This is a genomic window from Streptomyces acidicola, from assembly GCF_009377235.1.
In the GTDB taxonomy this organism is placed as follows: domain Bacteria; phylum Actinomycetota; class Actinomycetes; order Streptomycetales; family Streptomycetaceae; genus Streptomyces; species Streptomyces acidicola.
The window spans coordinates 22,743-44,556 of the sequence record NZ_VMNX01000056.1 but is presented as its reverse complement, the minus strand read 5'-3'; the positions used below and the strand labels follow the sequence as shown (position 1 = coordinate 44,556).

At 69.9% G+C, this 21,814-nt stretch carries 21 protein-coding genes and 1 pseudogene; 13 read left to right on the top strand and 9 right to left on the bottom strand.

The genetic code is table 11. The features are described 5' to 3' along the window. Positions 1-23: 23 nt before the first annotated feature. The 4 genes from FPZ41_RS17375 to FPZ41_RS17360 all read right to left on the bottom strand — a co-directional run bounded on the left by FPZ41_RS17375 (position 24) and on the right by FPZ41_RS17360 (position 4,454). Positions 24-1,226: a glycoside hydrolase family 1 protein gene (locus tag FPZ41_RS17375; RefSeq protein WP_131564666.1), complete on the bottom strand. Its 1,203-nt coding sequence runs from the start codon at positions 1,224-1,226 to the stop codon at positions 24-26. A gap of 119 nt (positions 1,227-1,345) precedes the next feature. Beyond that, complete coding sequence (locus FPZ41_RS17370; protein WP_152863604.1) at positions 1,346-2,215, bottom strand: carbohydrate ABC transporter permease; 870 nt, start codon at positions 2,213-2,215, stop codon at positions 1,346-1,348. After that, entirely contained in the window at positions 2,212-3,204 is a 993-nt protein-coding gene (locus tag FPZ41_RS17365) for a carbohydrate ABC transporter permease (RefSeq protein ID WP_152863602.1), read from the bottom strand. The genes FPZ41_RS17370 and FPZ41_RS17365 overlap by 4 nt, the downstream gene beginning before the upstream one ends. Positions 3,205-3,209: 5 nt before the next feature. Further along, complete coding sequence (locus tag FPZ41_RS17360) at positions 3,210-4,454, bottom strand: sugar ABC transporter substrate-binding protein (protein ID WP_152863600.1); 1,245 nt, start codon at positions 4,452-4,454, stop codon at positions 3,210-3,212. Positions 4,455-4,615: 161 nt separating this feature from the next. On the opposite strand from FPZ41_RS17360, the pseudogene FPZ41_RS50565 reads away from it, so the two are divergent. From FPZ41_RS50565 to rsrA, 5 genes and pseudogenes are all read left to right on the top strand, one after another. Next, positions 4,616-4,741 (top strand): annotated as a pseudogene (locus tag FPZ41_RS50565) (IS110 family transposase); the annotation flags it as partial. 191 nt (positions 4,742-4,932) lie between these two features. Further along, positions 4,933-5,748, top strand: coding sequence for an SOS response-associated peptidase (locus FPZ41_RS17350; protein ID WP_152863596.1), 816 nt, complete (start codon positions 4,933-4,935; stop codon positions 5,746-5,748). A gap of 1 nt (position 5,749) precedes the next feature. Further along, positions 5,750-6,409 carry an alpha/beta hydrolase family protein gene (locus tag FPZ41_RS17345; RefSeq protein ID WP_407698789.1) on the top strand — a complete coding sequence of 220 codons (660 nt, stop codon included), beginning with the start codon at positions 5,750-5,752 and terminating at the stop codon, positions 6,407-6,409. Between the two features lie 280 nt (positions 6,410-6,689). Then, positions 6,690-7,373 carry an RNA polymerase sigma factor SigR gene (gene sigR, locus FPZ41_RS17340; RefSeq protein ID WP_309505070.1) on the top strand — a complete coding sequence of 228 codons (684 nt, stop codon included), beginning with the start codon at positions 6,690-6,692 and terminating at the stop codon, positions 7,371-7,373. Continuing rightward, positions 7,370-7,672, top strand: a complete 303-nt coding sequence (gene rsrA, locus FPZ41_RS17335) for a mycothiol system anti-sigma-R factor (protein WP_131564655.1) — start codon at positions 7,370-7,372, stop codon at positions 7,670-7,672. The genes sigR and rsrA overlap by 4 nt, the downstream gene beginning before the upstream one ends. A gap of 121 nt (positions 7,673-7,793) precedes the next feature. Here the strand turns inward: rsrA and FPZ41_RS17330 are convergent, their stop codons facing one another. Beyond that, on the bottom strand, positions 7,794-8,159 hold the full coding sequence (locus FPZ41_RS17330) for a hypothetical protein (protein WP_131564653.1): 366 nt from the start codon (positions 8,157-8,159) through the stop codon (positions 7,794-7,796). Positions 8,160-8,313: 154 nt separating this feature from the next. Here FPZ41_RS17330 and FPZ41_RS17325 point away from each other — a divergent pair, with 154 nt between their 5' ends. The 7 genes from FPZ41_RS17325 (at position 8,314) to def (ending at position 15,322) form a co-directional block, all read left to right on the top strand. Continuing rightward, a complete protein-coding gene (locus FPZ41_RS17325) occupies positions 8,314-8,688 on the top strand; it encodes a hypothetical protein (RefSeq protein WP_228022783.1) in 375 nt (124 codons plus the stop codon). Then, entirely contained in the window at positions 8,685-9,524 is an 840-nt protein-coding gene (locus FPZ41_RS17320; RefSeq protein WP_322620352.1) for a hypothetical protein, read from the top strand. The genes FPZ41_RS17325 and FPZ41_RS17320 overlap by 4 nt, the downstream gene beginning before the upstream one ends. A gap of 645 nt (positions 9,525-10,169) precedes the next feature. Continuing rightward, positions 10,170-10,559 carry a roadblock/LC7 domain-containing protein gene (locus FPZ41_RS17315; RefSeq protein ID WP_131564649.1) on the top strand — a complete coding sequence of 130 codons (390 nt, stop codon included), beginning with the start codon at positions 10,170-10,172 and terminating at the stop codon, positions 10,557-10,559. Between the two features lie 158 nt (positions 10,560-10,717). Beyond that, positions 10,718-12,052: an HD-GYP domain-containing protein gene (locus FPZ41_RS17310; protein WP_152863592.1), complete on the top strand. Its 1,335-nt coding sequence runs from the start codon at positions 10,718-10,720 to the stop codon at positions 12,050-12,052. Beyond that, positions 12,049-13,290: an HD-GYP domain-containing protein gene (locus FPZ41_RS17305; RefSeq protein WP_322620351.1), complete on the top strand. Its 1,242-nt coding sequence runs from the start codon at positions 12,049-12,051 to the stop codon at positions 13,288-13,290. Before FPZ41_RS17310 ends, FPZ41_RS17305 begins: the two co-directional genes overlap by 4 nt. A 237-nt stretch (positions 13,291-13,527) precedes the next feature. Next, entirely contained in the window at positions 13,528-14,508 is a 981-nt protein-coding gene (locus FPZ41_RS17300; RefSeq protein ID WP_322620350.1) for a tetratricopeptide repeat protein, read from the top strand. A 163-nt stretch (positions 14,509-14,671) separates the two neighbouring features. Further along, a complete protein-coding gene (gene def, locus FPZ41_RS17295; protein WP_152863590.1) occupies positions 14,672-15,322 on the top strand; it encodes a peptide deformylase in 651 nt (216 codons plus the stop codon). Positions 15,323-15,340: 18 nt separating this feature from the next. On the opposite strand, the gene FPZ41_RS17290 is transcribed toward def, so the two are convergent. Further along, complete coding sequence (locus FPZ41_RS17290; RefSeq protein WP_152863588.1) at positions 15,341-16,303, bottom strand: GlxA family transcriptional regulator; 963 nt, start codon at positions 16,301-16,303, stop codon at positions 15,341-15,343. A 93-nt stretch (positions 16,304-16,396) separates the two neighbouring features. Here FPZ41_RS17290 and FPZ41_RS17285 point away from each other — a divergent pair, with 93 nt between their 5' ends. Then, positions 16,397-16,657, top strand: coding sequence for a hypothetical protein (locus FPZ41_RS17285; protein ID WP_152863586.1), 261 nt, complete (start codon positions 16,397-16,399; stop codon positions 16,655-16,657). On the opposite strand, the gene FPZ41_RS17280 is transcribed toward FPZ41_RS17285, so the two are convergent. The 3 genes from FPZ41_RS17280 to FPZ41_RS17270 form a co-directional block, all read right to left on the bottom strand. Further along, positions 16,561-17,583, bottom strand: a complete 1,023-nt coding sequence (locus tag FPZ41_RS17280; protein WP_152863584.1) for a ribonucleotide-diphosphate reductase subunit beta — start codon at positions 17,581-17,583, stop codon at positions 16,561-16,563. The genes FPZ41_RS17285 and FPZ41_RS17280 overlap by 97 nt on opposite strands. Continuing rightward, entirely contained in the window at positions 17,580-19,160 is a 1,581-nt protein-coding gene (gene iscB, locus FPZ41_RS17275; protein ID WP_152863582.1) for an RNA-guided endonuclease IscB, read from the bottom strand. Before iscB ends, FPZ41_RS17280 begins: the two co-directional genes overlap by 4 nt. A gap of 89 nt (positions 19,161-19,249) precedes the next feature. Then, positions 19,250-21,694: a ribonucleoside-diphosphate reductase subunit alpha gene (locus FPZ41_RS17270; protein ID WP_407698788.1), complete on the bottom strand. Its 2,445-nt coding sequence runs from the start codon at positions 21,692-21,694 to the stop codon at positions 19,250-19,252. Between the last annotated feature and the right edge of the window lie 120 nt (positions 21,695-21,814).

Sequence of the window (21,814 nt, the reverse complement as noted above, 5' to 3'; positions counted from 1 at the left end):
GGCCGGGGGGCGGCCGGGGGGCGTCAGGAGGCGGTGCGCGGCAGTTCGCGGGTGCGGCCGAGGCCGCCGAGCCATACGGCGGACGGCCTGGGCGTGCGCTCGAAGGTGACCCGGTCGACCGCGATGAGACCGAAGGTGGCGGCGAAGGAGCCCCACTCGTAGTTGTCGAGGGCGCTCCAGGCCAGGTAGCCCCGGACGTCGAGGCCGTCCTCGATGGCGGCGGCGACCGCGGCGAGCGCTCCGGTGTAGTAGTCGACACGGCGGCTGTCGTCGCCGGTGGCGATGCCGTTCTCGGTGACGATCAGCGGCATGTCCGGGCCGATGATGTCGGCGGTGTGGCGCAGGGCGTGGCCCACGGCGGCGGGGTAGTACTCCCACTGCGTCAGCGTGCGCTCGGCGTCCTGGGGGGCAGGGATCGGGCCGTCGGGTCCGATCTTGGTGCGGGTGTAGGACTGGACGCCGATGAAGTCGTCGCCGCGGGCTGCCTCGATGAAGACGTCCTCGCGGGGGCGGCGGTAGGCGGCGGTGGCCTCCTCGGCTCCGGGAAGGGCCTGGTAGACCTGGTTGGCGATGGTCCAGCCGACCTGGATGTCCGGGTGGGCGGCCCGGACCGCCTTGACCGCGGCGTGGTGCGCGGCGATCACCGCGTCAGTGGTCTCCTCGTCCGGGAACGGCAGTCCGGCGGGCGGGAAGCCCTGCTCGCCGCGCTTGGCGAGGCCCGCCATCACGGCGATCATGTTGGGCTCGTTGATGGTGCACACATGGCGGACGCCGTCGGCGATGATCGGCGCGCAGTTCTCGACGTACCGGGCGAACAGCTCCACGGCGCCGTCGGCGGTCCAGCCGCCGCGGTCCTCGAACCACTGCGGCACGGTGAAGTGGTGCAGGGTCACCATGGGGCGCAGCCCGCGGGCCAGGGCGCCCTCCACCATGCGGCGGTAGTGCGCGATCTCGGCGCGGGAGAAGGCGCCGGGCGCCGGTTCGATGCGTGCCCACTCGACGCTGAAGCGGTAGTCGGTGAAGCCGAGGCGGGCGAGCAGGTCCATGTCCTGCTCCCAGCGGTGGTAGCTGTCGCAGGCGTCGAGGCTCGGTTCCGCGATCTTGGCCGCCGGGTCGTGTTCCTTGCGCCACCAGTCGCTGTTGACGTTGTTGCCCTCGATCTGGTGGGCGGCGGTGGAGGCGCCCCACAGGAAGCCGTCGGGGAAGGGGAGGGAGGTGTGGGTCATCGTCCGTTTCTGTCTTTGTGATGGTGGAGGGCGGGCCGTCCGCCGTGGTGATCGTGGAGGCGGGCCGGACGCGCGGGCGTGGCACGGTCGGCCCGTTCGCTCAAGGACAGCGCCGGGGGCTACTTCAGTCCGGCGGTCGCGATGCCCTGGGTGAAGTGGCGTTGCAGAAGGGCGAAGACGCCCAGGACGGGCAGTACCACCAGCAGGGAGCCGGCCATGAGCATGCCGTTGCCGCCGGCGACGGTGCGGTTGGGGTCGTTGGCGAAGGTCGCGAGTGCCACCGGCAGCGTGTACTTGCCCGGGTCGTTGGTGGCGACCAGCGGCCAGACGAAGTTGTTCCACGAGCCGAGGAACGTGAAGATCGTCAGCGTGGCGAGGGCGGGTCTGACCAGGGGCAGCACGATGCGCCAGAAGATGTACCACTCGCCGGCGCCGTCGATCCTGGCTGCCTCCAGCAGTTCGTCCGGCACCGTCTGCATGAACTGCCGCATCAGGAAGACACCGAAGGCACCCGCGGCGAACGGCAGGACGAGCCCGGCGTAGGTGTCGATGAGGTTCAGCCCGCTCATCAGCACGTACAGGGGCAGGATCAGCAGGTTGCCCGGCACCATCAGCGCGGCGAGCACGATGCCGAAGACCTTGGAGCGGCCCGCGAAGTCGAGTTTCGCGAGCGCGTAGCCGAGCATCGAGCAGAACAGCAGATTGCAGACGGTCACCATGACGGCCACGATCAGCGAGTTCACGAAGTAGCGCGGCATGTCCAGCTGGTCCAGCAGCGCGCTGAAGTTGCTCAGCGTCCAGTTCGACGGGATCCACACCGGCGGGCTGGCCGTCAGGTCCTGCCTCGACTTGAAGGCGGACAGCGCCATCCACAGGAACGGCGTCGCCATCACCAGCAGGCCCAGCGACGCGAGAACGTACAGCACGGGTCGGCGTACGCGGCCCTCGCGACGTCGGCCGGTCGGTGCGGAGGCGGTCGGGGCGCTCATCGGGTGTTGTCCTTCAGCAGTCGGAGCTGGAGCACCGTGATGGCCATGATCACCACGAACAGGACGTACGCCATGGCGCTCGCATAGCCCATGTGGAACAGGTTGAAGCCCTCCCGGTACATGTCCAGGGACACCGTCAAGGTGGCGTTGTCGGGGCCGCCCTGGGTCATCACGAAGGGCTCCTCGAAGACGTTGAGGTAGCCGATGGTGGTGATGACGGTGGCGTAGAGCATGGTCGGCCGCAGCAGAGGGACGGTGATGCGCCACAGCTCCTGCCAGCCGCCGGCGCCGTCCAGCCGCGCGGCCTCCCGCACATCGGTGGGGATGGCCTGCAGGCCGGCGATGAACAGCACCATGACGGTGCCCAGGTTGCGCCAGACGGCGAGCAGGATCAGCGACGGCATGGCCCAGGTCTCGGAGCCGAGGAAGTCCGGCGCCTTCGTGCCGAGTTCGGTGGCCAGGCCGGCGATCAGGCCGTCCGTCGGGTTGAGCACGAAGCGCCAGACGACGGCGACCGCCACGATGGAGGTGACGACGGGAGCGTAGAAGCCGACCCGGAAGAAGGTGCGGGCCCGGTCGATGCCGTTGTTCAGCAACAGCGCCACCAGCAGGCCGAGCACGATGGTCAGCGGTACGCCGACCACCACGAAGTAGGCGGTGTTGAACAGGGCCGTGCGGAAGGTGTCGTCGTCGAACAGCTTGGTGTAGTTGTCCAGGCCGACGAACTGCGCCTCCAGGGGCTGCCTGACGTCGCGTACCCCGAAGTCGGTGAAGCTCATCCAGAGCGTCGCCACGATCGGGAAGAGCATGAACACGCCGAACAGCACCAGGAAGGGGGTGGAGAACAGCCACCCGTGCAGCGTGTGTCGGCCCCGCGAACGACGTCGGCCGTGCCGCCGCGATCCCGCGGCCGGCGGCTGTGCGCCACCGGACCGCCGGGTCTTCGAGACGGCAGCGTCACCCGCGGCCGATCCGGTCACGAGAGGCATCCGGACTATCCCGCCAGGCTCTCGATCGAGGACTGCGCCTTGTCCAGGGCCGCCTTCGCGGAGGACTTGCCCTGGGTGACCGACCCGATGGCCTCGTCGAGCTTGGAGGTGATCTCGGTGAGTTTGGGGTGGGCGGGCAGAGCCTTGGCGGTTTCCATCTGCTTCCGGAACACCGCCAGGTTCGCGTCGGTGGCGAGCTCACCGCCGTTCCACGCCTGGGTGTTGGCGGGCAGGTCCTTGGTGCGCTCGTACCAGTCGGCCTGGCCCTTGGCGTCGGTGAGGTAGGTGATGAAGTTCTCGGCGGCGGCCTTGTGCGGACTGTCCGCGGAGATCGCGAGGCTGGATCCGCCGGCGTATGAGACCGATGCCTTGTCCGCCGGTACGGGGGCGACGGCCCACTTGCCCTTGATGTCGGGGTAGTTGTCGTTGAGCAGGCCCACTATCCACGGTCCGCTGAAGAACATCGGCACGGCTCCGGTGTTGAAGTCCTTGGTGACGTCGTAGCCGGGCCGGAACGTCTTTTCGCTCAGTCCCTTGCTGTAGTAACTGCCGTAGTTCTCCAGCGCCTTGACGGCAGCAGGGCTGTTGACGACGGGCTTGCCACTGTCGTCGAGGATGGCGCCGCCCGCCGAGTACAGGAAGGGGTAGAAGCTCTGCACGGCGTCCAGCCCGCTCGGCTGGATGGACAGTCCCCACTTGGAGCCGGCCTTGTCGCGGTAGGCCTCGGCCGCCTTCTGCAGGTCCGCCATGGTGCCCGGGGCGCCGCCCAGGCCGGCCTTCTTCGCCAGGTCGGTGCGGTAGTACAGGACGCGGGTGTCGACGTACCAGGGCACTCCATAGGACTTGCCGTCGTAGATCCCCTGATCCCAGGCGGCCGGGAAGAAGTCACCCTCCTTGAAGACCTTGGTGTCGACCGGCTCCAGAGCGCCCATGTCGGCGAACTCGCCCAGATAGCTCGAACCCATCTGCATCACGTCGGGCAGCTTGCTCGCGGCGGCCGCGGCGACCAGCTTCTGGTGCGCCACGTCCCAGCCGACCGGGGTCACCTTGACGGTGATGCCGGGGTGGGCCTTCTCGTAGGCCTTGGCCACGTCGGCGAGCTTCTCGCCCTCCGTGCCCATGGCCCAGACGGTCAGGGTCTGCTTCTCGTCGGCACCCACGTCCGTCTTCCCCGAGCCACCGCACGCGGTGAGGGTGAGAGCGGACGCCGCCACAAGGGCGAGCGAGGTGGTTCTGGCGGCGCGGTGCATGGGTGCTCCTCCTTGAGCATGGCCGAATGTATGCGCTGTCTGTAAGCGCATACAGAACCTTGTGGCACGCGGCGAAAGACTGGCAAGTGGGGTGCTGGTCACGCTCTCGTAACGGACTGGCCGAGGGTTTGCGGAAGCTGTGTGGTGATTTGCCCCAGTCGCACGGTCCCGTCTTCCGCACCCACCACGACAAGTGCCGGGCCCGCGGCAGGACCCACACCCGGGCTCCGCTCCGCCCGGCCCGCCACCGCATCGGTGTCCTGTTCGCGATGCTCCGCGACGGCACCCGCGAGATGCTCGGCTCGCGGGACGGGGACTTCCCGCGGTCTGCCACCCTTGAACGTGTCCCGGTTACTCGGGCACGAGGGCATCGAGAAAGCGGCGGACACGTACGGGCACGTCACCCCAGACTTGACGACTTGGTGCCGGCCGATGCGGCATGATCTAGCGTTCTCGCAGATCGGAGGGGTGGTTGGAGATGTGCGGACGGTATTCGGCGAGTCGTAGGCCAGAGGATCTCGCAGGAATCTTCGAGGTCGAGAAGTGGGAGCCCGAGGAGACGCTGGCGCCCGACTACAACGTGGCTCCCACCAAGGAGGTCTACGCGGTCCTCGACCGCCCTCTCAAGGACGTCGAGGACAAGCGACCGGTCCGCCAGCTCCGCAGGCTGAAGTGGGGCCTCGTCCCCTCCTGGTCCAAGACGCCCGAGGGCGGCGCCCGCATGATCAACGCCCGCGCCGAGACCGTCCACGAGAAGCCCTCGTACCGCCGTGCCTTCGCCGCCCGGCGCTGCATCCTGCCCGCCGACGGCTACTACGAGTGGGTCACCAGCAAGCAGGAGCGCGACCTGGAGGTCGAGGGCAAGAAGAAGCGGCCCCGCAAGCAGCCGTACTTCGTGCTCCCTGCCGACGGCTCGGTGTTCGCGATGGCCGGGCTGTACGAGTTCTGGCGGGACAAGACGCTCCCGGACGAGCACCCGCAGGCGTGGTGGGTCACCTGCTCGGTGATCACGACCGAGGCGGAGAGCACCCCGCTCGCCGTCGCGCCCGCCGACGGCCCGTACGCCCTGGCCGACATCCACCCCCGGATGCCGCTGATGCTCACCCCGGACCGCTGGGACGCCTGGCTGGACCCGGCCCGCACCGGCGTCGACGACCTGCGTGAGCTGCTCGCCCCGCCGCCCGCCGGAATGATGCGGGCGTACCCCGTGACCACCGCCGTCAGCAACGTCCGCAACAACGGCCCGGAGCTGCTGAAGGAGCTGGAGGGGCCCGAGGAGGGCACACTTTTCTGATGTGACTTCCAACGTGACTTCTGATGTGACCGAGATCATCGAGACGATCGAGACGGACGCCGGGACGGCCCGGGTCACCTGGCGCACGGCAGGGAAGGCACGGCTCGTCCTCGCCGTCAGCCACGGCGCCGGCGGCGGCATCGAGGCCCGCGACCTCCAGGCACTCGCCCGGACCCTGCCCAGCCATGGCGTGACCGTCGCCCTCGTCGAGCAGCCCTGGCGGGTGGCGGGCAAGAAGGTCGCGCCCGCCCCGAAGACCCTGGACACGGGCTGGCGGGGCCTGTGGCCCGCGCTGGCGGGGCCCCGGCTGCCCGTGATCGCGGGCGGCCGGAGCGCGGGTGCCCGCGTGGCCTGCCGTACGGCGACGGAACTCGGCGCCGCGGCCGTCCTCGCGCTGAGCTTCCCGCTGCACCCGCCGGGCAGGCCCGAGAAGTCCCGTGCCGACGAACTGCTCGGCGCCGGGGTGCCCACCCTCGTGGTGCAGGGCGGCAATGACCCGTTCGGCCGGCCGGAGGAGTTCCCCGAGGGCGCGCACCAGCTCGTGGAGGTGCCGTACGGCGATCACGGCTTCGCCGTGCCGAAGCGGGCGCCCCTCGGTCAGGACCGGGCGCTGGAGATCGTCACCGACGCCGTCACACAGTGGAGTGCGTCACTCCGCTGAGGGCGGGCGGGAATGCCGGGCCCCGGGTGACTGTTGTGCGGATCAGACAGCGCGGAAACGCGCTGACCCGTTCGTACGAGAGGGAGTCCGCCGCATGGGTTCGACCATCTGCCCGAGCCGTCGCAGCGCCAGTGACCTGGACTGGACGGTGCTGCACGCGGCCAAGACCACCCCTGTTCGGACGGCAGGTGGAACGGAAGTGCAAGCAGTCCCTGCCGAAGGTCGTCTATTCTCCGATTCGAGTGGGATCGGTTTCGGTCCTGCCCAGACTCTGGAGGAGGTGGGTCCGGTCACTGGGACCGACGCAGGGACCGAAAACGGCCAGGCGGAGCAGCCCGAGGGCCGGGGTGGCGGCACGGAGACGACCGCCGAGCGCAGCGCGCGCTTCGAGCGGGACGCGCTCGACTTCCTCGACCAGATGTATTCGGCTGCGCTGCGCATGACGCGCAACCCCGCCGACGCCGAGGACCTGGTGCAGGAGACGTACGCGAAGGCGTACGCGTCCTTCCACCAGTTCCGTGAGGGCACCAATCTGAAGGCGTGGCTGTACCGGATCCTGACCAACACCTTCATCAACTCGTACCGCAAGAAGCAGCGCGAACCTCAGCGCAGCGCGGCCGAGGAGATCGAGGACTGGCAGCTGGCGCGCGCCGAGTCGCACATGTCGACCGGTCTGCGCTCCGCCGAGTCGCAGGCGCTCGACCACCTGCCCGACTCGGACGTCAAGGAAGCGCTGCAGGCGATCCCCGAGGAATTCCGCATCGCCGTCTACCTCGCGGACGTTGAGGGCTTTGCGTACAAGGAGATCGCGGACATCATGGGGACACCCATCGGTACGGTGATGTCCCGCCTCCACCGGGGCCGCCGTCAACTGCGCGGCATGCTGGAGGACTACGCCCGTGACCGTGGGCTGGTCCCGGCCGGCGCCGGGGAGTCGAACGAAGCGAAAGGCTCGGGCTCATGAGCTGCGGAGAGCCGCACGAGACGGATTGCAGCGAGATCCTCGATCATCTCTACGAGTTCCTCGACCGTGAGATGCCCGACGCCGACTGCACCAAGTTCGAGCACCACTTCGAGGAATGCTCGCCCTGCCTGGAGAAGTACGGGCTGGAGCAGGCCGTGAAGAAGCTGGTCAAGCGGTGCTGCGGGCAGGACGACGTGCCGACCGATCTGCGTGCCAAGGTCATGGGGCGGATCGACATGATCCGTTCCGGACAGGCCGTGCCCGAACACGACGTGACGGCGACTCCGCAGGAGTCGTGAACGTCCGGCCCGGAGCCCTGGCTTCCCGGACTCCGGGCCTACTGATCTTCGCGTGATCCCCGTGTGGTCCCGGGGCGATCCCCGTGGACGACGATGTGTGTCCGGGGCCGGGCGCGCCCCGTCAGACGTCCAGGCTGGTCTCGATCCGCTTCAGGCCGTGCCGGGCCAGGGCCAGGTTGCTGCGGGACCGGTCGAGCGCCAGGTAGAGGAAGAGCGTTCCCTTGCTGCTGGTGAGCGGCCGGATCAGGTGGTACTGCTGGCCCAGCGTGATCAGGATGTCCTCGATGACGTCGTTCATGTCCAGCGAGGCCAGCGTGCGCATCTTGGAGCGCACGACCTCGGTGTTTCCCGCCGCCGCGAGTTCCAGGTCGAGGCCCGGGCCACCACCGAGCGTGCCCAGCGACATGCCGCTTTCGTAGTCGACGAGGGCGATACCGAGCGCTCCCTCCAGGGCCATGGCTTCCTTGAGCGCGGTCTCGATGTTCATGGTGTTGCCTCAATTCCTCAGTGCTGCTGACCGGTGACTGTCCGGCCATCTACGATCGAACGTGTGCGACCCTGGGGTCAAAACGCGTCAACTTTGGTGAAGTTGTGGAAGCTGACGCTCAAAGTACTGTGCGACGAAGAAAGTTGGAGGGGGAATGGGGGAAACGACGACGGCACTCCAGGCTTCCCTGGACCGGCTCCTCGATTCCCCCGGGGTCACCGGCGTCGCTCTCGTCGACGCGGTCACCGGCCTGACCTACGGCGTCGCGGGGGACATCGCCGAGGCGGGGGACGGGACGGATGCCTCCGAACTCGCCACGCTCATCGCCGAACGACTGGGGGCGGCGGGGGCCGAGGGGGAGTTGGAGAGCGTGGTCACGACCAGCACGAAGCGCCAGCAGGTGCTCTTCACCGTGGCGCGGCCGACGGGTGATCCTCTGCTGCTGTCGGCGGGACTCGACCGGGACCGGGTCAATGTGGCGCTGGCGCTGCGGAGTCTGGGCGACCGGGTCGGAGAGGTGCTGGCGTGACGGCGCACGCGGCACGCAATGTGCCCGCGCTCCTGCTGGGGCTCCGCGACGAGGGCTTCAGCGGGACGGTACGTGTCTCGGGCCACCCGGGAGGAACGATCCACCTGCGGAACGGGCTGGTGGGCGCGATCGAGACGCCGGGCGCACCGACCGTCACGTCGGCGCTGCTCACCTCGGGCCGGATCGATGACGAGGCCTGGCTGGCCGTGTGCGCCACGGAACCGGACGTGGACCGGTTGGGCGGACACCTCGTGGCCGCAGGGCTGATCGGTGCCGCCGAACTGGAGGTCGTCTGCGCCGCGGCCGTGTTCGACGGCGCGTTCGCCATGGCCCTGAGCCCCCCGGGAAGCTGGGAGTTGAGCGACCGCGAGCCCGCGCTCGTCACCGAGCCGGGCGTGGAGCCGCAGCAACTGACCGAGGAGACCGCCCGGCGTGTGGCGCTGCTGTCCCGTTCCTGGGGCGCGCCGGGCGAATTGACTCGTGTACGTCCCGTGGCTGTGACGGGTTCGGGCCCCCGCCGGCCCGGCGTCCGGCTCACGCGCCGGCACCAGGGCGTCCTCGACCACGTCAACGGGCGCCGTACACCACGGGACCTGGCCTTCGCGCTGGGGCGCGGACTGTACGCCGTCATGCTGGACCTCATCCGCCTGGAGGCGCTCCACCTCGTCCGCTGGGACACCAGGGCCGCACCCGACAGCCGGCCGAGCACCGCCCCCCGCCCCTCACGGACGCCTCCGCCGACCGACGCCCCGGCGCCGAAGGTGGTGCCCCTGCCGAAACGCAGGCCCCGGGGCGGATCCCCCGGGCACGACGCCGCACCGAGGGGTGGGAGTTGAGTCCAGACGACGACCGGGCGGCGAAGGCCCGGCAGCGCACCACGGGTGCTCGATCCCAGCGAGCCCCCACGCGCAAACGCAGAGAGGCCAAGGCCCCCAAGGACCGGGAAGAGGCCGGGGCCGCGCAGGACCGAGCCGGACAGAACCAGGTCGCACAAGACCAAGCGGCGCAGGACCAATTCGCACAGGACCAAGCCGCGCAGGACCAAAAAGAAGCCGCGACACCACAGAACAACGAAGTCGCGCCACCACGGACCAAAGAAGCCGCGTCACCACAGATCGAAGAAGAACAGAACCAAGAAGAAGCGTCGACGGACGCACCCTCCACGCCGGACGTCGACCCCGGTTCCTTACCCGCACCGACAGCGTTACCGGTACGCCGACCGCTGCCCCGCCGCCGTGCGGTACCGGCTCCCGGGAACCCTCGGCCGGAGGCCAAGACCCCGCCTGCGCCGGTGCCCCTACCCGCGCATGCCCTTTTTTCGATGCTGTCGGCCGAAGAGCTGGCAGCCGACCAACCACCTGTCGAAACGCTGCAACGTGTCCGTGCGGCGCTGCGGGCCCTCCCGGAGTCCGACTGACTCCGTCGAGTTCCGTTTGGACCATACCAGTACCGGCATATGCCGGGAACAAGGAGCACCTTAAATGTCCGAAATCCCACCGCCCGAATCCCTGAACGGCATTCTGACCTCGCTGCGTGAACGGGTGATGGGGGTCTCCGAGAGCGTCCTGTCCACCGTGGACGGCCTCCTGGTCGTCGCGGACTCCGACACGGTCCATCCGGAGTCCGTCGCCGCTCTCGCCGCCGCGACCCTCGGTGTCAGCCGTCGTATGGCCGACACCACCGGCGTCGGCGCGCTCCGAGAGGTGGTCGCCCGCTGCGGCTCGGGCCACGTCATCGTCGTGGCCGTCGGTGACCGTGCCCTGCTCACCGTCAAGGGCGACGACGGCCTCGACCTGGCCGCGTTCCAGCGCGAGTCGCCGGCCACGGTGGAGCAGCTCAACAAGGTGCTCGCCTCCGACGTCGCCCACTGAACCATCGTTCCCAACCCGGATGTACGTACGAGCATCGGAGCGTCCGATCACCCGAACGGGGTAACGCGGGTCGCGTGTACCCGCCGATTCCGGCCATAGCCGCCCCCATGTGCCCCGCCCCGCCCTAGGCTCCGGAGCCGGAAAAAGGGAGGAGCACGATGGGGTCGGTTCCGGCATGGGCACGTGTGTACGTCGCCTGTGTCGTCGCAGGTGCTCTGGTCTGCCTCACTCCCGTGCCGGACGTTCACGTTCCGTGGTGGGCGGTGGGGCTGCTCGCGGCGCTGTACGCCGGGTGCGAGCAACTCGCCCGGTGCCGTCTTCTCGGGCGCCACGCGCCCAGGGGCATGGGTACGTTCTTCCCCGTCCTGCTGGCCGGGGCCTTCCTGTTGCCGCCCGCGGCAGCCGCGCTCGTGGCGGTTCCGGGTGCGCTCCTCGCGCGGGTCGAGCAGCGGCCGCGAGGGCTGAGGCGCGTGTGGCGGGCGGCCCGGCTCGGCCTCGCCGTCTGGGCGGCGTCCCGGGTGCACTGGGCGCTGGCCGGCCGGGACGCGGTCGCCCAGCCCGACTTTCCCGACGCGCTGGTGCCCGTGGGCGCCGCCGTCCTGGTGTTCTGCGCGGTCCTGACCGCCCTCGACGGCGGCATCCTGGCCCTGGCCGAGCGGGTGCCCGTACGGAACGCCTGGCGCGGGCTCTTCCTGCGGTCCCTCGCTCCCGTCACCGTGCACGGTCTCGCCGGGCTGATGATGGCGGTGCTGTGGCGCAGCCACTACGGGCCGGTCGCCGCGCTGCTCGTGCTGCTGCCGATGCACGTGTCCTGCTGGGTGTTCGAGCAGTACCACCGGGAGCGGGCGGCCCACCAGGCCACCATCCGCGCCCTGGTGCAGGCCGTCGACATCAAGGACGGGTACACGCGCGGTCACAGCGAGCGGGTCGGCCAGGCCTCCATGATGATCGCCTGTGAACTCGGCATGGACGACGCGCGGGTCGAGGTGCTCCGCTTCGCAGGGATCCTGCACGACGTGGGCAAACTCGGCGTCCCCACCCGGCTGTTGCGCAAGAACGGGCCGCTGACCCCCGAGGAGCGGCGGGTCATCGAGCTGCATCCCGAGTACGGGCACGAGATGGTGCGGGGGATCGGGTTCCTCGGAGAGGCCCGGTCGGCGATCCTGCACCACCACGAACGGCTGGACGGCAGCGGGTATCCCTACGGACTGACAGGTACTCAGATCCCGGAGTGCGCACGGGTGGTGGCCGTCGCCGACGCCTTTGACGCGATGACGTCGACCCGGTGTTACCGGCGGGCCCGCCCGGTCGCGGCCGCGCTGGAGGAGCTGGAGCGGTGCGCGGGAACGCAGTTCGATCCGGAGATGGTCGAGGCGCTCGTGCGGGCCCTCGGGCGGCACGGCTGGCGTCCGGCGGTCACCGCGGACGGTGACGATCAGCGCGGAAACGTCCCGCCACAGAGCGAGCCCCTGCGTGCGGAGGCCGGCTCGTGAGACACCCGATCCTCGTCCTCGTCCACGGAACCGCCGCCCTCGTCGCCGTCACCGGCCTCGCCCGCACCCTCTGGCAGGGCCTCGAAGAACCCGGAGCGGCCCTCGCCTTCGGGCTGCTCGTCGCCGTCGGCGAGCTCTCCCGGTGGCGCGGTACCGAAGGGCGGGAGTCGGCGCCGCTCGGAGCCGCCGGGGCGCTCGCGTACGCGCTGTTCGGGGTGGACGGCGGGGCGCCCACACAGCACGGCACGGCACAGGTCGTCGCCGTGGTCGTCGCGGCCGCGCTCGCCGGGTGCGTACCGCACGTCGCCCGGGGGCAGGGACCCACGGCCGACCACCTCGCCCGGCGCGTCCTCACGGTCGCCTTCGCCGCCGTCTGCTTCCAACCCCTGTGCAGCCGGGGCGCGTTACGGGAGTGGAGCGGGCCCGCGTACGTGCTGCTCGTCGTCGCGCTGCTGGTCCTCACCGTGCTGTGCGACGCCGTGCTCGCCGCGGTACTGGCCCGCTCGCGTACCGGCTGGCCGCTCAGCCCACTGCTGCGCGACGAGCTGCGGGCGTTGCTCGGCATCGGCTCCGCCGTGTGCGCCACCGGCGTGGTGATGTCTCTCGCGGTGGCCGTCGTCGGACTGTGGGCGCTGCCCGTGTTCTCGCTGCCGCTGCTGCTCACCCAGCTCTCCTTCCGTCGTTACGCGGGCGTGCGCGCCACCTACCGGCAGACCATCGCCTCCCTCGCGCGGGCCACCGAGATCGCCGGGTACACCCCCGCGGGCCACGCCCGGCGCGTGGCCGCGCTCAGCCGGGCCGTGGGCCGGGAGCTCGGGCTGTCCGGGCCGGAGCTGACCGTGCTGGAGCACGCGGCCCTGATGCACGACATCGGGCAGCTCTCCCTGGTCGACCCCGTCCCCGCCGGGGCCACCGCCGTCCTGCCCGCCGAGGAGCAGCGGCGGATCGCCCTGCTCGGCGGTGCCGTCGTCCGGCAGACCGGGGTGGACGCCGAGGTCGCGGTGGTCGTCGAGCGCCAGGCGGACCCGTACCGGGACCAGCCGGTCAGCGCACGGATCGTACGGGCCGTGAACGCCTACGAGGAGAAGACGCGCGACGCCGGTCCGGGCGGGCCGCTGCGGGCGCTGGAGGAACTGCGCCTGGGGACCGCCCGCGACTACCAGCCCGAGGTGGTCGAGTCACTGGCCCGGGTACTGCTGAACCAGCGGGGCACCGCGGCGGCGCCCTGGGGCGCTTAGCTCCCGGCGCGCTACCGGCGTGAGCACCCGGAGGACCTGATCGAACGCCCCGGAGGGGAAGAAACGGTGCGAGGGTGGGGAGAGAGGGATGGGCGGTCATACCCAGGCCAGGGCTGGGTAACCCATGGGTAATGAGCGTCCTTCCAGCCGTACGTGGTTGGATGCGAGGGAGAGGGTGTCCGGGGGCACAGAGCCAGCCCACTCCACCGAACGGGACGGAACTGGCAGGCGGGAATCGTGAGGATCTTCGGCAAGGGGGGGCACCGGCCCTCCGCCTCCTGGCGGCAGGCCACCGACCGCGCTTTCACGCTGATCGGTGACGGGCGGTACGAGGACGCGGGCGCGCTGTTGACGCGGGCCGCGGACCTGGAGCCGTGGCTGTCCGAGTCCTGGTTCAACCTCGCGCTGCTGCACAAGTTCCGGCACGACTGGGAGCAGGCACGGGCCGCGGGCCTCAGGGCCGTCGCGCTGCTCGACCGGGAAACCGGGGCGCCCGACTGGTGGAACGTCGGGATCGCCGCCACCGCCCTGCAGGACTGGCCGCTGGCCCGGCGGGCCTGGCAGGCGTACGGGCTTCGGGTGCCCGGCGGCCCCGGCGCCTCCGGTGAGCCCGTCGGCATGGAGCTGGGCAGCGCCGCGGTGCGGCTGTCGCCGGAGGGCGAGGCCGAGGTCGTGTGGGGGCGCCGGCTGGACCCCGCCCGGATCGAGGTGCTCTCCATTCCACTGCCGTCCTCCGGCCGCCGGTGGGGCGAGGTCGTCCTGCACGACGGGGTGCCGCACGGCGAGCGGACCACCGCCGCCGGGCACGCGTACCCGGTGTTCGACGAGATCGAGCTGTGGGCGCCCTCACCGGTGCCCACGTGGGTGGTGCTCCTGGAGGCCGCGACCGAGGACGACCGGGACGCCCTGGAGCAGCTCGCCGCCGACGCCGGCTTCGCCGCCGAGGACTGGTCGTCCTCCGTGCGGCTGCTGTGCCGGCTGTGCTCGGAGTCGCGCATGCCGTCCGACGAGGGCGACGGCGACCATCTCGACCCGCACGATCACAGCGAGCCCGGCCACCCCGGCCCGCTGGGCCACCGCACGGACGGGCAGCTGTGGGCGCCCGAGCGCGAGTGCGGGGTTGCTGCGCCGGCTTCGTTGGTGCGGGGGTTGCTGGACGGGTGGGTGGCGGACAGTCCTGACTCGCGGGACTGGCGCGATCTCGAAGAGGTGTGCTGATTCACGGTGCTCTGCTGGGAGCGCCGTTGTGACTTCGGCCAGATTTGACGCTGCGGGCCGGATGTGGCTGGTCGCGCAGTTCCCCGCGCCCCTATGGGGCGCGTAGCGCCCGTAGGCTGTACCCGCACCTTTTCTTGAGAACCCAGGAAGGCTTACGTCGGTCATGGCGCAGCAGGACACCGATCAGCAGCACGCGGGCGTGCTCCCCGTGGACGACGAGGGCTTCGTCATCGACACGGAGGACTGCGAGGAGCGCGAGCAGGCGTACCGCGAGCGCGGCACCTCGCGTCCGATCACCGTCGTCGGGAACCCGGTGCTGCACAAGGAGTGCAAGGACGTCACCGCGTTCGACGACGAGCTCGCGGGGCTGGTCGACGACATGTTCACCAGCCAGCGCACGGCCGAGGGCGTGGGCCTGGCCGCCAACCAGATCGGCGTCGACCTGAAGGTCTTCGTGTACGACTGCATGGACGACGAGGGCACCCGGCACGTCGGCGTGGTCTGCAACCCCAAGCTCGTCGACCTGCCCGCCGAGAAGCGCCGGCTGGACGACAGCAACGAGGGCTGCCTGTCCGTACCGACCGCGTACGCGCCGCTCGCCCGCCCCGACTACGCCGAGGTCACCGGGCAGGACGAGAAGGGCAACCCGATCAAGGTGCGCGGCACCGGCTACTTCGCGCGCTGCCTCCAGCACGAGACGGACCACCTGTACGGCTACCTCTACATCGACCGGCTCTCCAAGCGCGAGCGCAAGGACGCGCTGCGGCAGATGGCCGAGAACGAGCCGCGGTACCCGGTCGTCCCGAACGACTGAGACACCCCCGGCGCACGCTCAGGCGACCTCCGGCCCTCTGAACGTGCGCCGGTACGCCTGCGGGGTCGTCCCCAGGGACCGTACGAACTGATGCCGCAGCGCGGCCGCCGTGCCGAAGCCGGTGCGGTCCGCGATCGCGTCCATCGTCTCGTCGGTCGCCTCCAGCAACCGCTGGGCCTGCAGCACCCGTTGGCGCAGGATCCAGCGGTACGGCGTGGTGCCGGTCTCCTGCTGGAAGCGGCGGGCGAAGGTGCGCGGCGACATATGGCCGCGGGCGGCGAGCTGCTCCACGGTCACCTCCTCGTCGAGGTGCTCCTCCATCCACACCAGCACCTCGCCCACCGTGTCGCACCGCGACCGTGGCAGCGGCCGGTCGACGTACTGGGCCTGACCGCCGTCCCGGTGCGGGGGCACCACCATGCGGCGGGCGATGGCGTTGGCGACCTGCGGGCCCTGCTCCTTGCGGACCAGATGGAGACAGGCGTCGATCCCGGCGGCGGTGCCGGCCGAGGTGATCACCGGGTCCGCGTCCACGTACAGCACGTCGGGCTCGACGATCGCCCGCGGGTACTGCCGGGCCAGTTCCTCGGCGTGCCGCCAGTGCACCGCGCAGCGGCGCCCGTCCAACAGCCCCGCCGCGCCCAGCATGAAGACTCCCGAGCACACGCTCAGCACCCGGGCGCCGCGGTCCGTGGCCCGCCGTAGCGCGTCGAGGAGCTCATCCGGATAGTCCCGCCGTACATAGCCCTCCCCGGCCGGGACGGCGATCAGGTCCGCCTCCTCCAGCCGCTCCGGACCGTACGACGTACCGATCGTGAACCCGGCGGGCGTGCGGAGCGTCGGCCCCTCCGCCGAGGCCACCGCGAAGTCGTACACCGGCAGTCCCTCGTCACTGCGGTCGAGGCCGAACACCTCGCTCACCACACCGAGTTCGAAGGGATGCACCCCGTCGAGCAGGACGACGGCCACGTTCTTCAGCATGCTGCCAGTGTGCAACAGGCGTGGCAGGAATTCGAGGGCATGCGGCAGTCCTGCCACTCACGGTAAGGAGTATCCGGCGCCACAGTGGTGTCCATGGATACGACACACACGGAAGCCCTCACCGGAACGCTGACCGTCCTCGGAATGTTCGTCCTGCTCGTCCTCCCTTCGGCGATCGGAATCGTGCGCGAGCGGCGCATCGACCGTCAGCTCAGGGAGGCCGGGCAGGAGAACCGGCGTGCGGAGCAGTCCGAGGATCAGAAGTCCTCGTCGAAGCCGACCGAACCCTCCACCGCGACCTGGTACGCCGAGGGCCGCCGCTCGAAGAAGTTGGTCAGCTCCTGGACCCCCTGAAGCTCCATGAACGAGAAGGGGTTCTCGGAGCCGTACACCGGGGCGAAGCCGAGGCGCGTCAGACGCTGGTCGGCCACGCACTCCAAATACTGCCGCATCGAGTCGGTGTTCATCCCCGGGAGGCCGTCACCGCACAGGTCGCGCGCGAACTGCAACTCGGCCTCGACGGCCCCCCGCAGCATGTCCGTCACCTGCTGCTGAAGCTCGTCGTCGAAGAGGTCCGGCTCCTCCTTGCGGGCGGTGTCCACGACATCGAAGGCGAAGCTCATGTGCATCGTCTCGTCCCGGAACACCCAGTTGGTGCCGGTGGCCAGACCGTGCAGCAGACCCCGGCTGCGGAACCAGTAGACGTACGCGAACGCCCCGTAGAAGAACAGCCCCTCGATACACGCGGCGAAGCAGATCAGATTGAGCAGGAACCGGCGCCGGTCGGCCTTGCTCTCCAGCTGATCGAGCTTCTCCACCGAGTCCATCCACGTGAAGCAGAACTCGGCCTTCTCCCGGATGGAGGGGATGTTCTCGACGGCCGCGAAGGCCGCGGCGCGGTCCTCCGGGTCCGGCAGGTAGGTGTCCAGCAGCGTCAGATAGAACTGGACGTGGACGGCCTCCTCGAACAGCTGCCTGCTCAGATACAGGCGCGCCTCGGGCGAGTTGATGTGCTTGTACAGCGTCAGCACCAGGTTGTTCGCCACGATCGAGTCGCCCGTCGCGAAGAAGGCCACCAGACGGCCGATGAGGTGCTGCTCGGCGGGCGTGAGCTTCGCGAGATCGGCCACGTCCGAGTGAAGGTCGACCTCCTCCACGGTCCAGGTGTTCTTGATGGCGTCCCGGTAGCGCTCGTAGAAGTCGGGATAGCGCATGGGGCGCAGGGTCAGCTCGAAGCCCGGGTCGAGGAGGTTCTGCTGCTGGGAGGGGGTGGTGGTCATGCGGATTCTTTCTCGCGTTGTATGCCCGGGTCGTCAGACCGGGGTGTGACTTCGGAGCGGGTGGTGTAGCCGTATCCGTCTGCCCGTTGCAGAAGGCGAACGTGGCGGTGGTGGATGCTCTGGATGGTGCCGTGGGAAGTGGTGATGTTGAATCTTCCGGTCGCGCGAACCGCTACGCGGCCGGTGTGGGTGCCCGCGCTCTTGCCGTTTGGTACGACAGCGCGTACCAAATCGCCGGTGGCAAAGCCGAAGAAATGCTTCTGGCGCGGCATCCGCAATCGGGGGAAGCCGTGCTTGTCGGGGCGAGTACGCGCGTAGGTACCGCGTCCAGTGCACCTGACGACCAGAACCGGGGAGACGTATTCTGTGACGGTGCGGAGTTCGCCTACAGTCAGTGCGTCCAGTGAGTGAGATTTGGCCAGGCCACACCTGGTGCGGTTCCACTTCGTCCGGCCACCGGACGCCGTGCGCGTGGGAAGACGTGCATCGAGTGCGCGCCACAGCGCCCAGCGAGTGGCGTTGACCGCGGCGGCGTCACGCAGCGGCGTTCTGGCCTGCGCGAGGATCCGGGCGAGTAGCGCCTTGTCCTTGACGAACTCCTCGACCGGACGGTTGCCTTTGGCCTGGTTGCAGGGGACACACGCCAGCGTCAGATTGGAGATCCGGTCGGAGCCGCCTTTGCTGCGAGGTTGGATGTGGTCGATGTTCAGTGGTACGCCGCTGCGGCCGCAGTAGGCACAGCAGCGTTGCCACTTGGCCAGGAGGTATTCGCGGGCCTCGGTCCCCGCTAGCGTGCCGTGCTGGTATGCGACACCTTCGAGGGGCCCGTCGGCGGTCAGAGCATGGCTGTCGAACGCGACGCGCTCCACGTGGACCTCGCGTACGGGCGCCCAACGTGCGAGCCGGTCTGTCCAGGAGATAGCGGTGTCCACCCGGTGTTGGAGTGACGGAGCGAGCCGACCGGGCTTCCTGGACCGGTTTGAGAAACGGGGAGGGCGATAGCGCAGGTTCCGCGAACGGCACCCGTGCCGGTAGACCGTACGCTGCCCCAGCCTTTTCCTGATCTGGGGACCTCGGTGATCGAGTTGGAGCGCGTACCGGCAACGTCGCTCCCCTGCCCGCTCCGTGAACACGGCAATGCCCGTGTGCTTCGAGCCGGGATCGATGCCGAGCTCTACGCCATCGATCCCGGATTCGGCGAGGGTGCGGTCTTTCAGCCGAATGACGAACGGGGTGTGCCGGGCGACGACCGCCCGGCCGTTCCTGAGCAGCTTCCTGGCCCTGGCGGGCGTAGTGGGCTGCAGTGCTCTGCCGTGCTTGTCCAGGACGAACACGGCGGGGTGGCACTCACGTACCTCCTCCCCAACCGAAAGGTCGGGGGTGACGCGCCCGGCGGGAGGTGAACCGCCGGGCGTCTCCCCTCGCCCGTGTTCAGCACCAGTGCCCGACTCGGAAGCCGGGAGTCCGTGACCCGTTTCGTGCCTGCTCCCAGGCGTGTCTGCTGCCACGGATTCCAGAGCCCGCCGCTGAGGAAGCACGGAGGGGTGGGTCCTCTCACTCGGACTGAACGGAACCATCAGGTCACCTCCTTGCGATGGTTGGGCTGGACACTCAGTGCTGACTCCCGACGGAACCAGCTCCGGCTGTCAGGCCGGGGAGCGAGTGACTACTGGCAGGCCTCGCAGCTCTCCGGGTTTTCCAGAGAACAGGCAACCGCGTCGTTCATTTCATCCAACTGCTGTGAAGGGAAAGAAGTTACGGATGTCGAACGAGCGGCGCGGGCGATGCGGGTCGCCGGGCGGGAGCGTAGGTAGTACGTCGTTTTCAGGCCCGACTTCCAGGCGTACGCGTACATCGAGGAGAGCTTGCCGATGGTCGGTGTCTCCATGAACAGGTTCAGGGACTGGGACTGGTCCAGGAACGGGGTGCGGGCGGCGGCCATGTCGATCAGGCCGCGCTGCGGGATCTCCCAGGCCGTGCGGTACAGGGCGCGTACGTCGTCCGGGATCCAGCCGAAGTCCTGCACCGAGCCGCCCGACTCGCGCAGCGCCTCGCGGGTGCGGTCGTCCCAGACGCCGAGCTGCTTCAGGTCGTTCACCAGGTACGAGTTGACCTGGAGGAACTCGCCCGACAGCGTCTCGCGCTTGAACAGGTTGGAGACCTGCGGCTCGATGCACTCGTACACGCCCGCGATCGAGGCGATGGTGGCGGTGGGGGCGATCGCGAGGAGGAGGGAGTTGCGCAGGCCCGTCGCCGCGATCCGCTCGCGCAGCGCCGACCAGCGCTCCGGCCGGGTCAGTCGCACGTCGTAGTGGTCGGGGTGCAGGACACCCCGGGCCGTACGCGTCTTCTCCCAGGCAGGCAGCGGGCCGCTGCGTTCGGCGAGGTCGGCGGAGGTCTCGTACGCGGCGAGCATGATGCGCTCGGCGATACGGGTGGACAGGGTCTTGGCCTCGGGGGAGTCGAAGGGCAGGCGCAGTTGGAAGAAGACGTCCTGGAGGCCCATCGCGCCCAGGCCGACGGGCCGCCACCTGGCGTTCGAGCGGGCCGCCTGCTCGGTCGGGTAGAAGTTGATGTCGACGACGCGGTCGAGGAAGGTGACGGCCGTGCGGACGGTGGCGTCGAGCCGCTCCCAGTCGATGTCGCCGGTCGTCCGGTCGACGAACGCACCGAGGTTGACGGACCCCAGGTTGCAGACCGCCGTCTCCCCGTCGTCCGTGACCTCCAGGATCTCGGTGCACAGGTTCGAGGAGTGGACGACGTGGCCGGGCTCGGCCGTCTGGTTGGCCGTGCGGTTGGCGGCGTCCTTGAAGGTCAGCCAGCCGTTGCCGGTCTGGGCGAGGGTGCGCATCATGCGGCCGTACAGGTCGCGGGCCGGAATGGTCTTCCTGGCGAGCCCCGCCGCCTCCGCCTTCCGGTAGGCCGTGTCGAACTCCTCGCCCCACAGGTCCACGAGCTCGGGCACGTCGGCGGGGGAGAACAGGGACCAGACGCCGTCCTCGTTCACCCGGCGCATGAACTCGTCCGGGATCCAGTGCGCGAGGTTCAGGTTGTGCGTACGGCGGGCGTCCTCGCCCGTGTTGTCCCGCAGCTCCAGGAACTCCTCGATGTCCGAATGCCAGGTCTCCAGGTAGACCGCGGCCGCGCCCTTGCGCCGGCCGCCCTGGTTCACGGCGGCGACCGAGGCGTCGAGGGTCTTCAGGAACGGGACGATGCCGTTCGAGTGCCCGTTCGTGCCGCGGATCAGCGAACCGCGGGAACGGATCCGGGAGTACGCGATGCCGATGCCGCCCGCGTGCTTCGACAGCCGGGCGACCTGCTGGTAGCGGTCGTAGATGGAGTCCAGCTCGTCCTTCGGGGAGTCGAGGAGGTAGCAGGACGACATCTGGGCGTGCCGGGTACCGGAGTTGAAGAGCGTGGGGGAGGAGGGCAGGTAGTCGAGGCGGCTCATGAGCCCGTAGAGCGCGGCGACCTCGTCCACGGACCGGGGAGTGTCGTCCTCGGCGAGACCGGCGGCGACGCGCAGCATGAAGTACTGGGGCGTCTCGACGACCTTGCGGCTGATCGGGTGCCGGAGCAGGTACCGGCTGTGCAGCGTACGCAGCCCGAAGTAGCCGAAGCGGTCGTCGGCGGCCGGGTCGGCGAGCGCGTCGAGGCGGGTCGTGTGCAGCCGTACGAACTCGGCGGTGCGGTCGGCGATGAGACCTTCGCGGTGGCCCACGGCGACGGACCCGGAGAACGACGTGACGCCCTGCGAGGCGGCCTCGGCCGCGATACCGATCGTCAGCAGCCGGGCGGCCAGCTTCGAGTACGCCGGGTCCTCCGAGATGAGACCGGCCGCCGCCTCGGTGGCCAGCTCGCGCAACTCCGTCTCGTCGGCGTGCGCGGACCGGCCGCGCAGCGCGGCGGCGGCGACCCGCCCGGGGTCGGCGTCGGGGAGGTCGGCGGTCAGCTCGGTCAGGGTCCGCAGCAACGCCGTTCCGAGGCCGTCGGGCTCCGCCGTGGTCGCCTCGATCACCTTGCTTGCCGCGATCACCTTGCTTGCCGCGGTCGACTCGGCTTCCTCGGCTACCTCGGTCGCTGAAACCGGGTCGGCTGGCGCGATGGTCACGTGGGGGCACTCCCTCGCTCGGCACGGGGCCTTGCGGAGGGCAGGGGGCAGCTCACGAGCGCACACGGCGTCGCGTCCACCGGCCCATTCCACGAGGCCCGGACGTCAGGCACCCGGACC

Coding starts and splice junctions, on each gene's coding strand:
- FPZ41_RS17360 (WP_152863600.1), bottom strand. CDS start 4,454: ATGCACCGCGCCGCCAGAACCACCTCGCTCGCCCTTGTGGCGGCGTCC.
- FPZ41_RS17375 (WP_131564666.1), bottom strand. CDS start 1,226: ATGACCCACACCTCCCTCCCCTTCCCCGACGGCTTCCTGTGGGGCGCC.
- FPZ41_RS17350 (WP_152863596.1), top strand. CDS start 4,933: ATGTGCGGACGGTATTCGGCGAGTCGTAGGCCAGAGGATCTCGCAGGA.
- FPZ41_RS17370 (WP_152863604.1), bottom strand. CDS start 2,215: ATGAGCGCCCCGACCGCCTCCGCACCGACCGGCCGACGTCGCGAGGGC.
- FPZ41_RS17315 (WP_131564649.1), top strand. CDS start 10,170: ATGTCCGAAATCCCACCGCCCGAATCCCTGAACGGCATTCTGACCTCG.
- FPZ41_RS17330 (WP_131564653.1), bottom strand. CDS start 8,159: ATGAACATCGAGACCGCGCTCAAGGAAGCCATGGCCCTGGAGGGAGCG.
- def (WP_152863590.1), top strand. CDS start 14,672: ATGGCGCAGCAGGACACCGATCAGCAGCACGCGGGCGTGCTCCCCGTG.
- FPZ41_RS17325 (WP_228022783.1), top strand. CDS start 8,314: ATGGGGGAAACGACGACGGCACTCCAGGCTTCCCTGGACCGGCTCCTC.
- FPZ41_RS17285 (WP_152863586.1), top strand. CDS start 16,397: ATGGATACGACACACACGGAAGCCCTCACCGGAACGCTGACCGTCCTC.
- FPZ41_RS17290 (WP_152863588.1), bottom strand. CDS start 16,303: ATGCTGAAGAACGTGGCCGTCGTCCTGCTCGACGGGGTGCATCCCTTC.
- FPZ41_RS17280 (WP_152863584.1), bottom strand. CDS start 17,583: ATGACCACCACCCCCTCCCAGCAGCAGAACCTCCTCGACCCGGGCTTC.
- FPZ41_RS17310 (WP_152863592.1), top strand. CDS start 10,718: ATGGGGTCGGTTCCGGCATGGGCACGTGTGTACGTCGCCTGTGTCGTC.
- FPZ41_RS17365 (WP_152863602.1), bottom strand. CDS start 3,204: ATGCCTCTCGTGACCGGATCGGCCGCGGGTGACGCTGCCGTCTCGAAG.
- rsrA (WP_131564655.1), top strand. CDS start 7,370: ATGAGCTGCGGAGAGCCGCACGAGACGGATTGCAGCGAGATCCTCGAT.
- iscB (WP_152863582.1), bottom strand. CDS start 19,160: ATGGTTCCGTTCAGTCCGAGTGAGAGGACCCACCCCTCCGTGCTTCCT.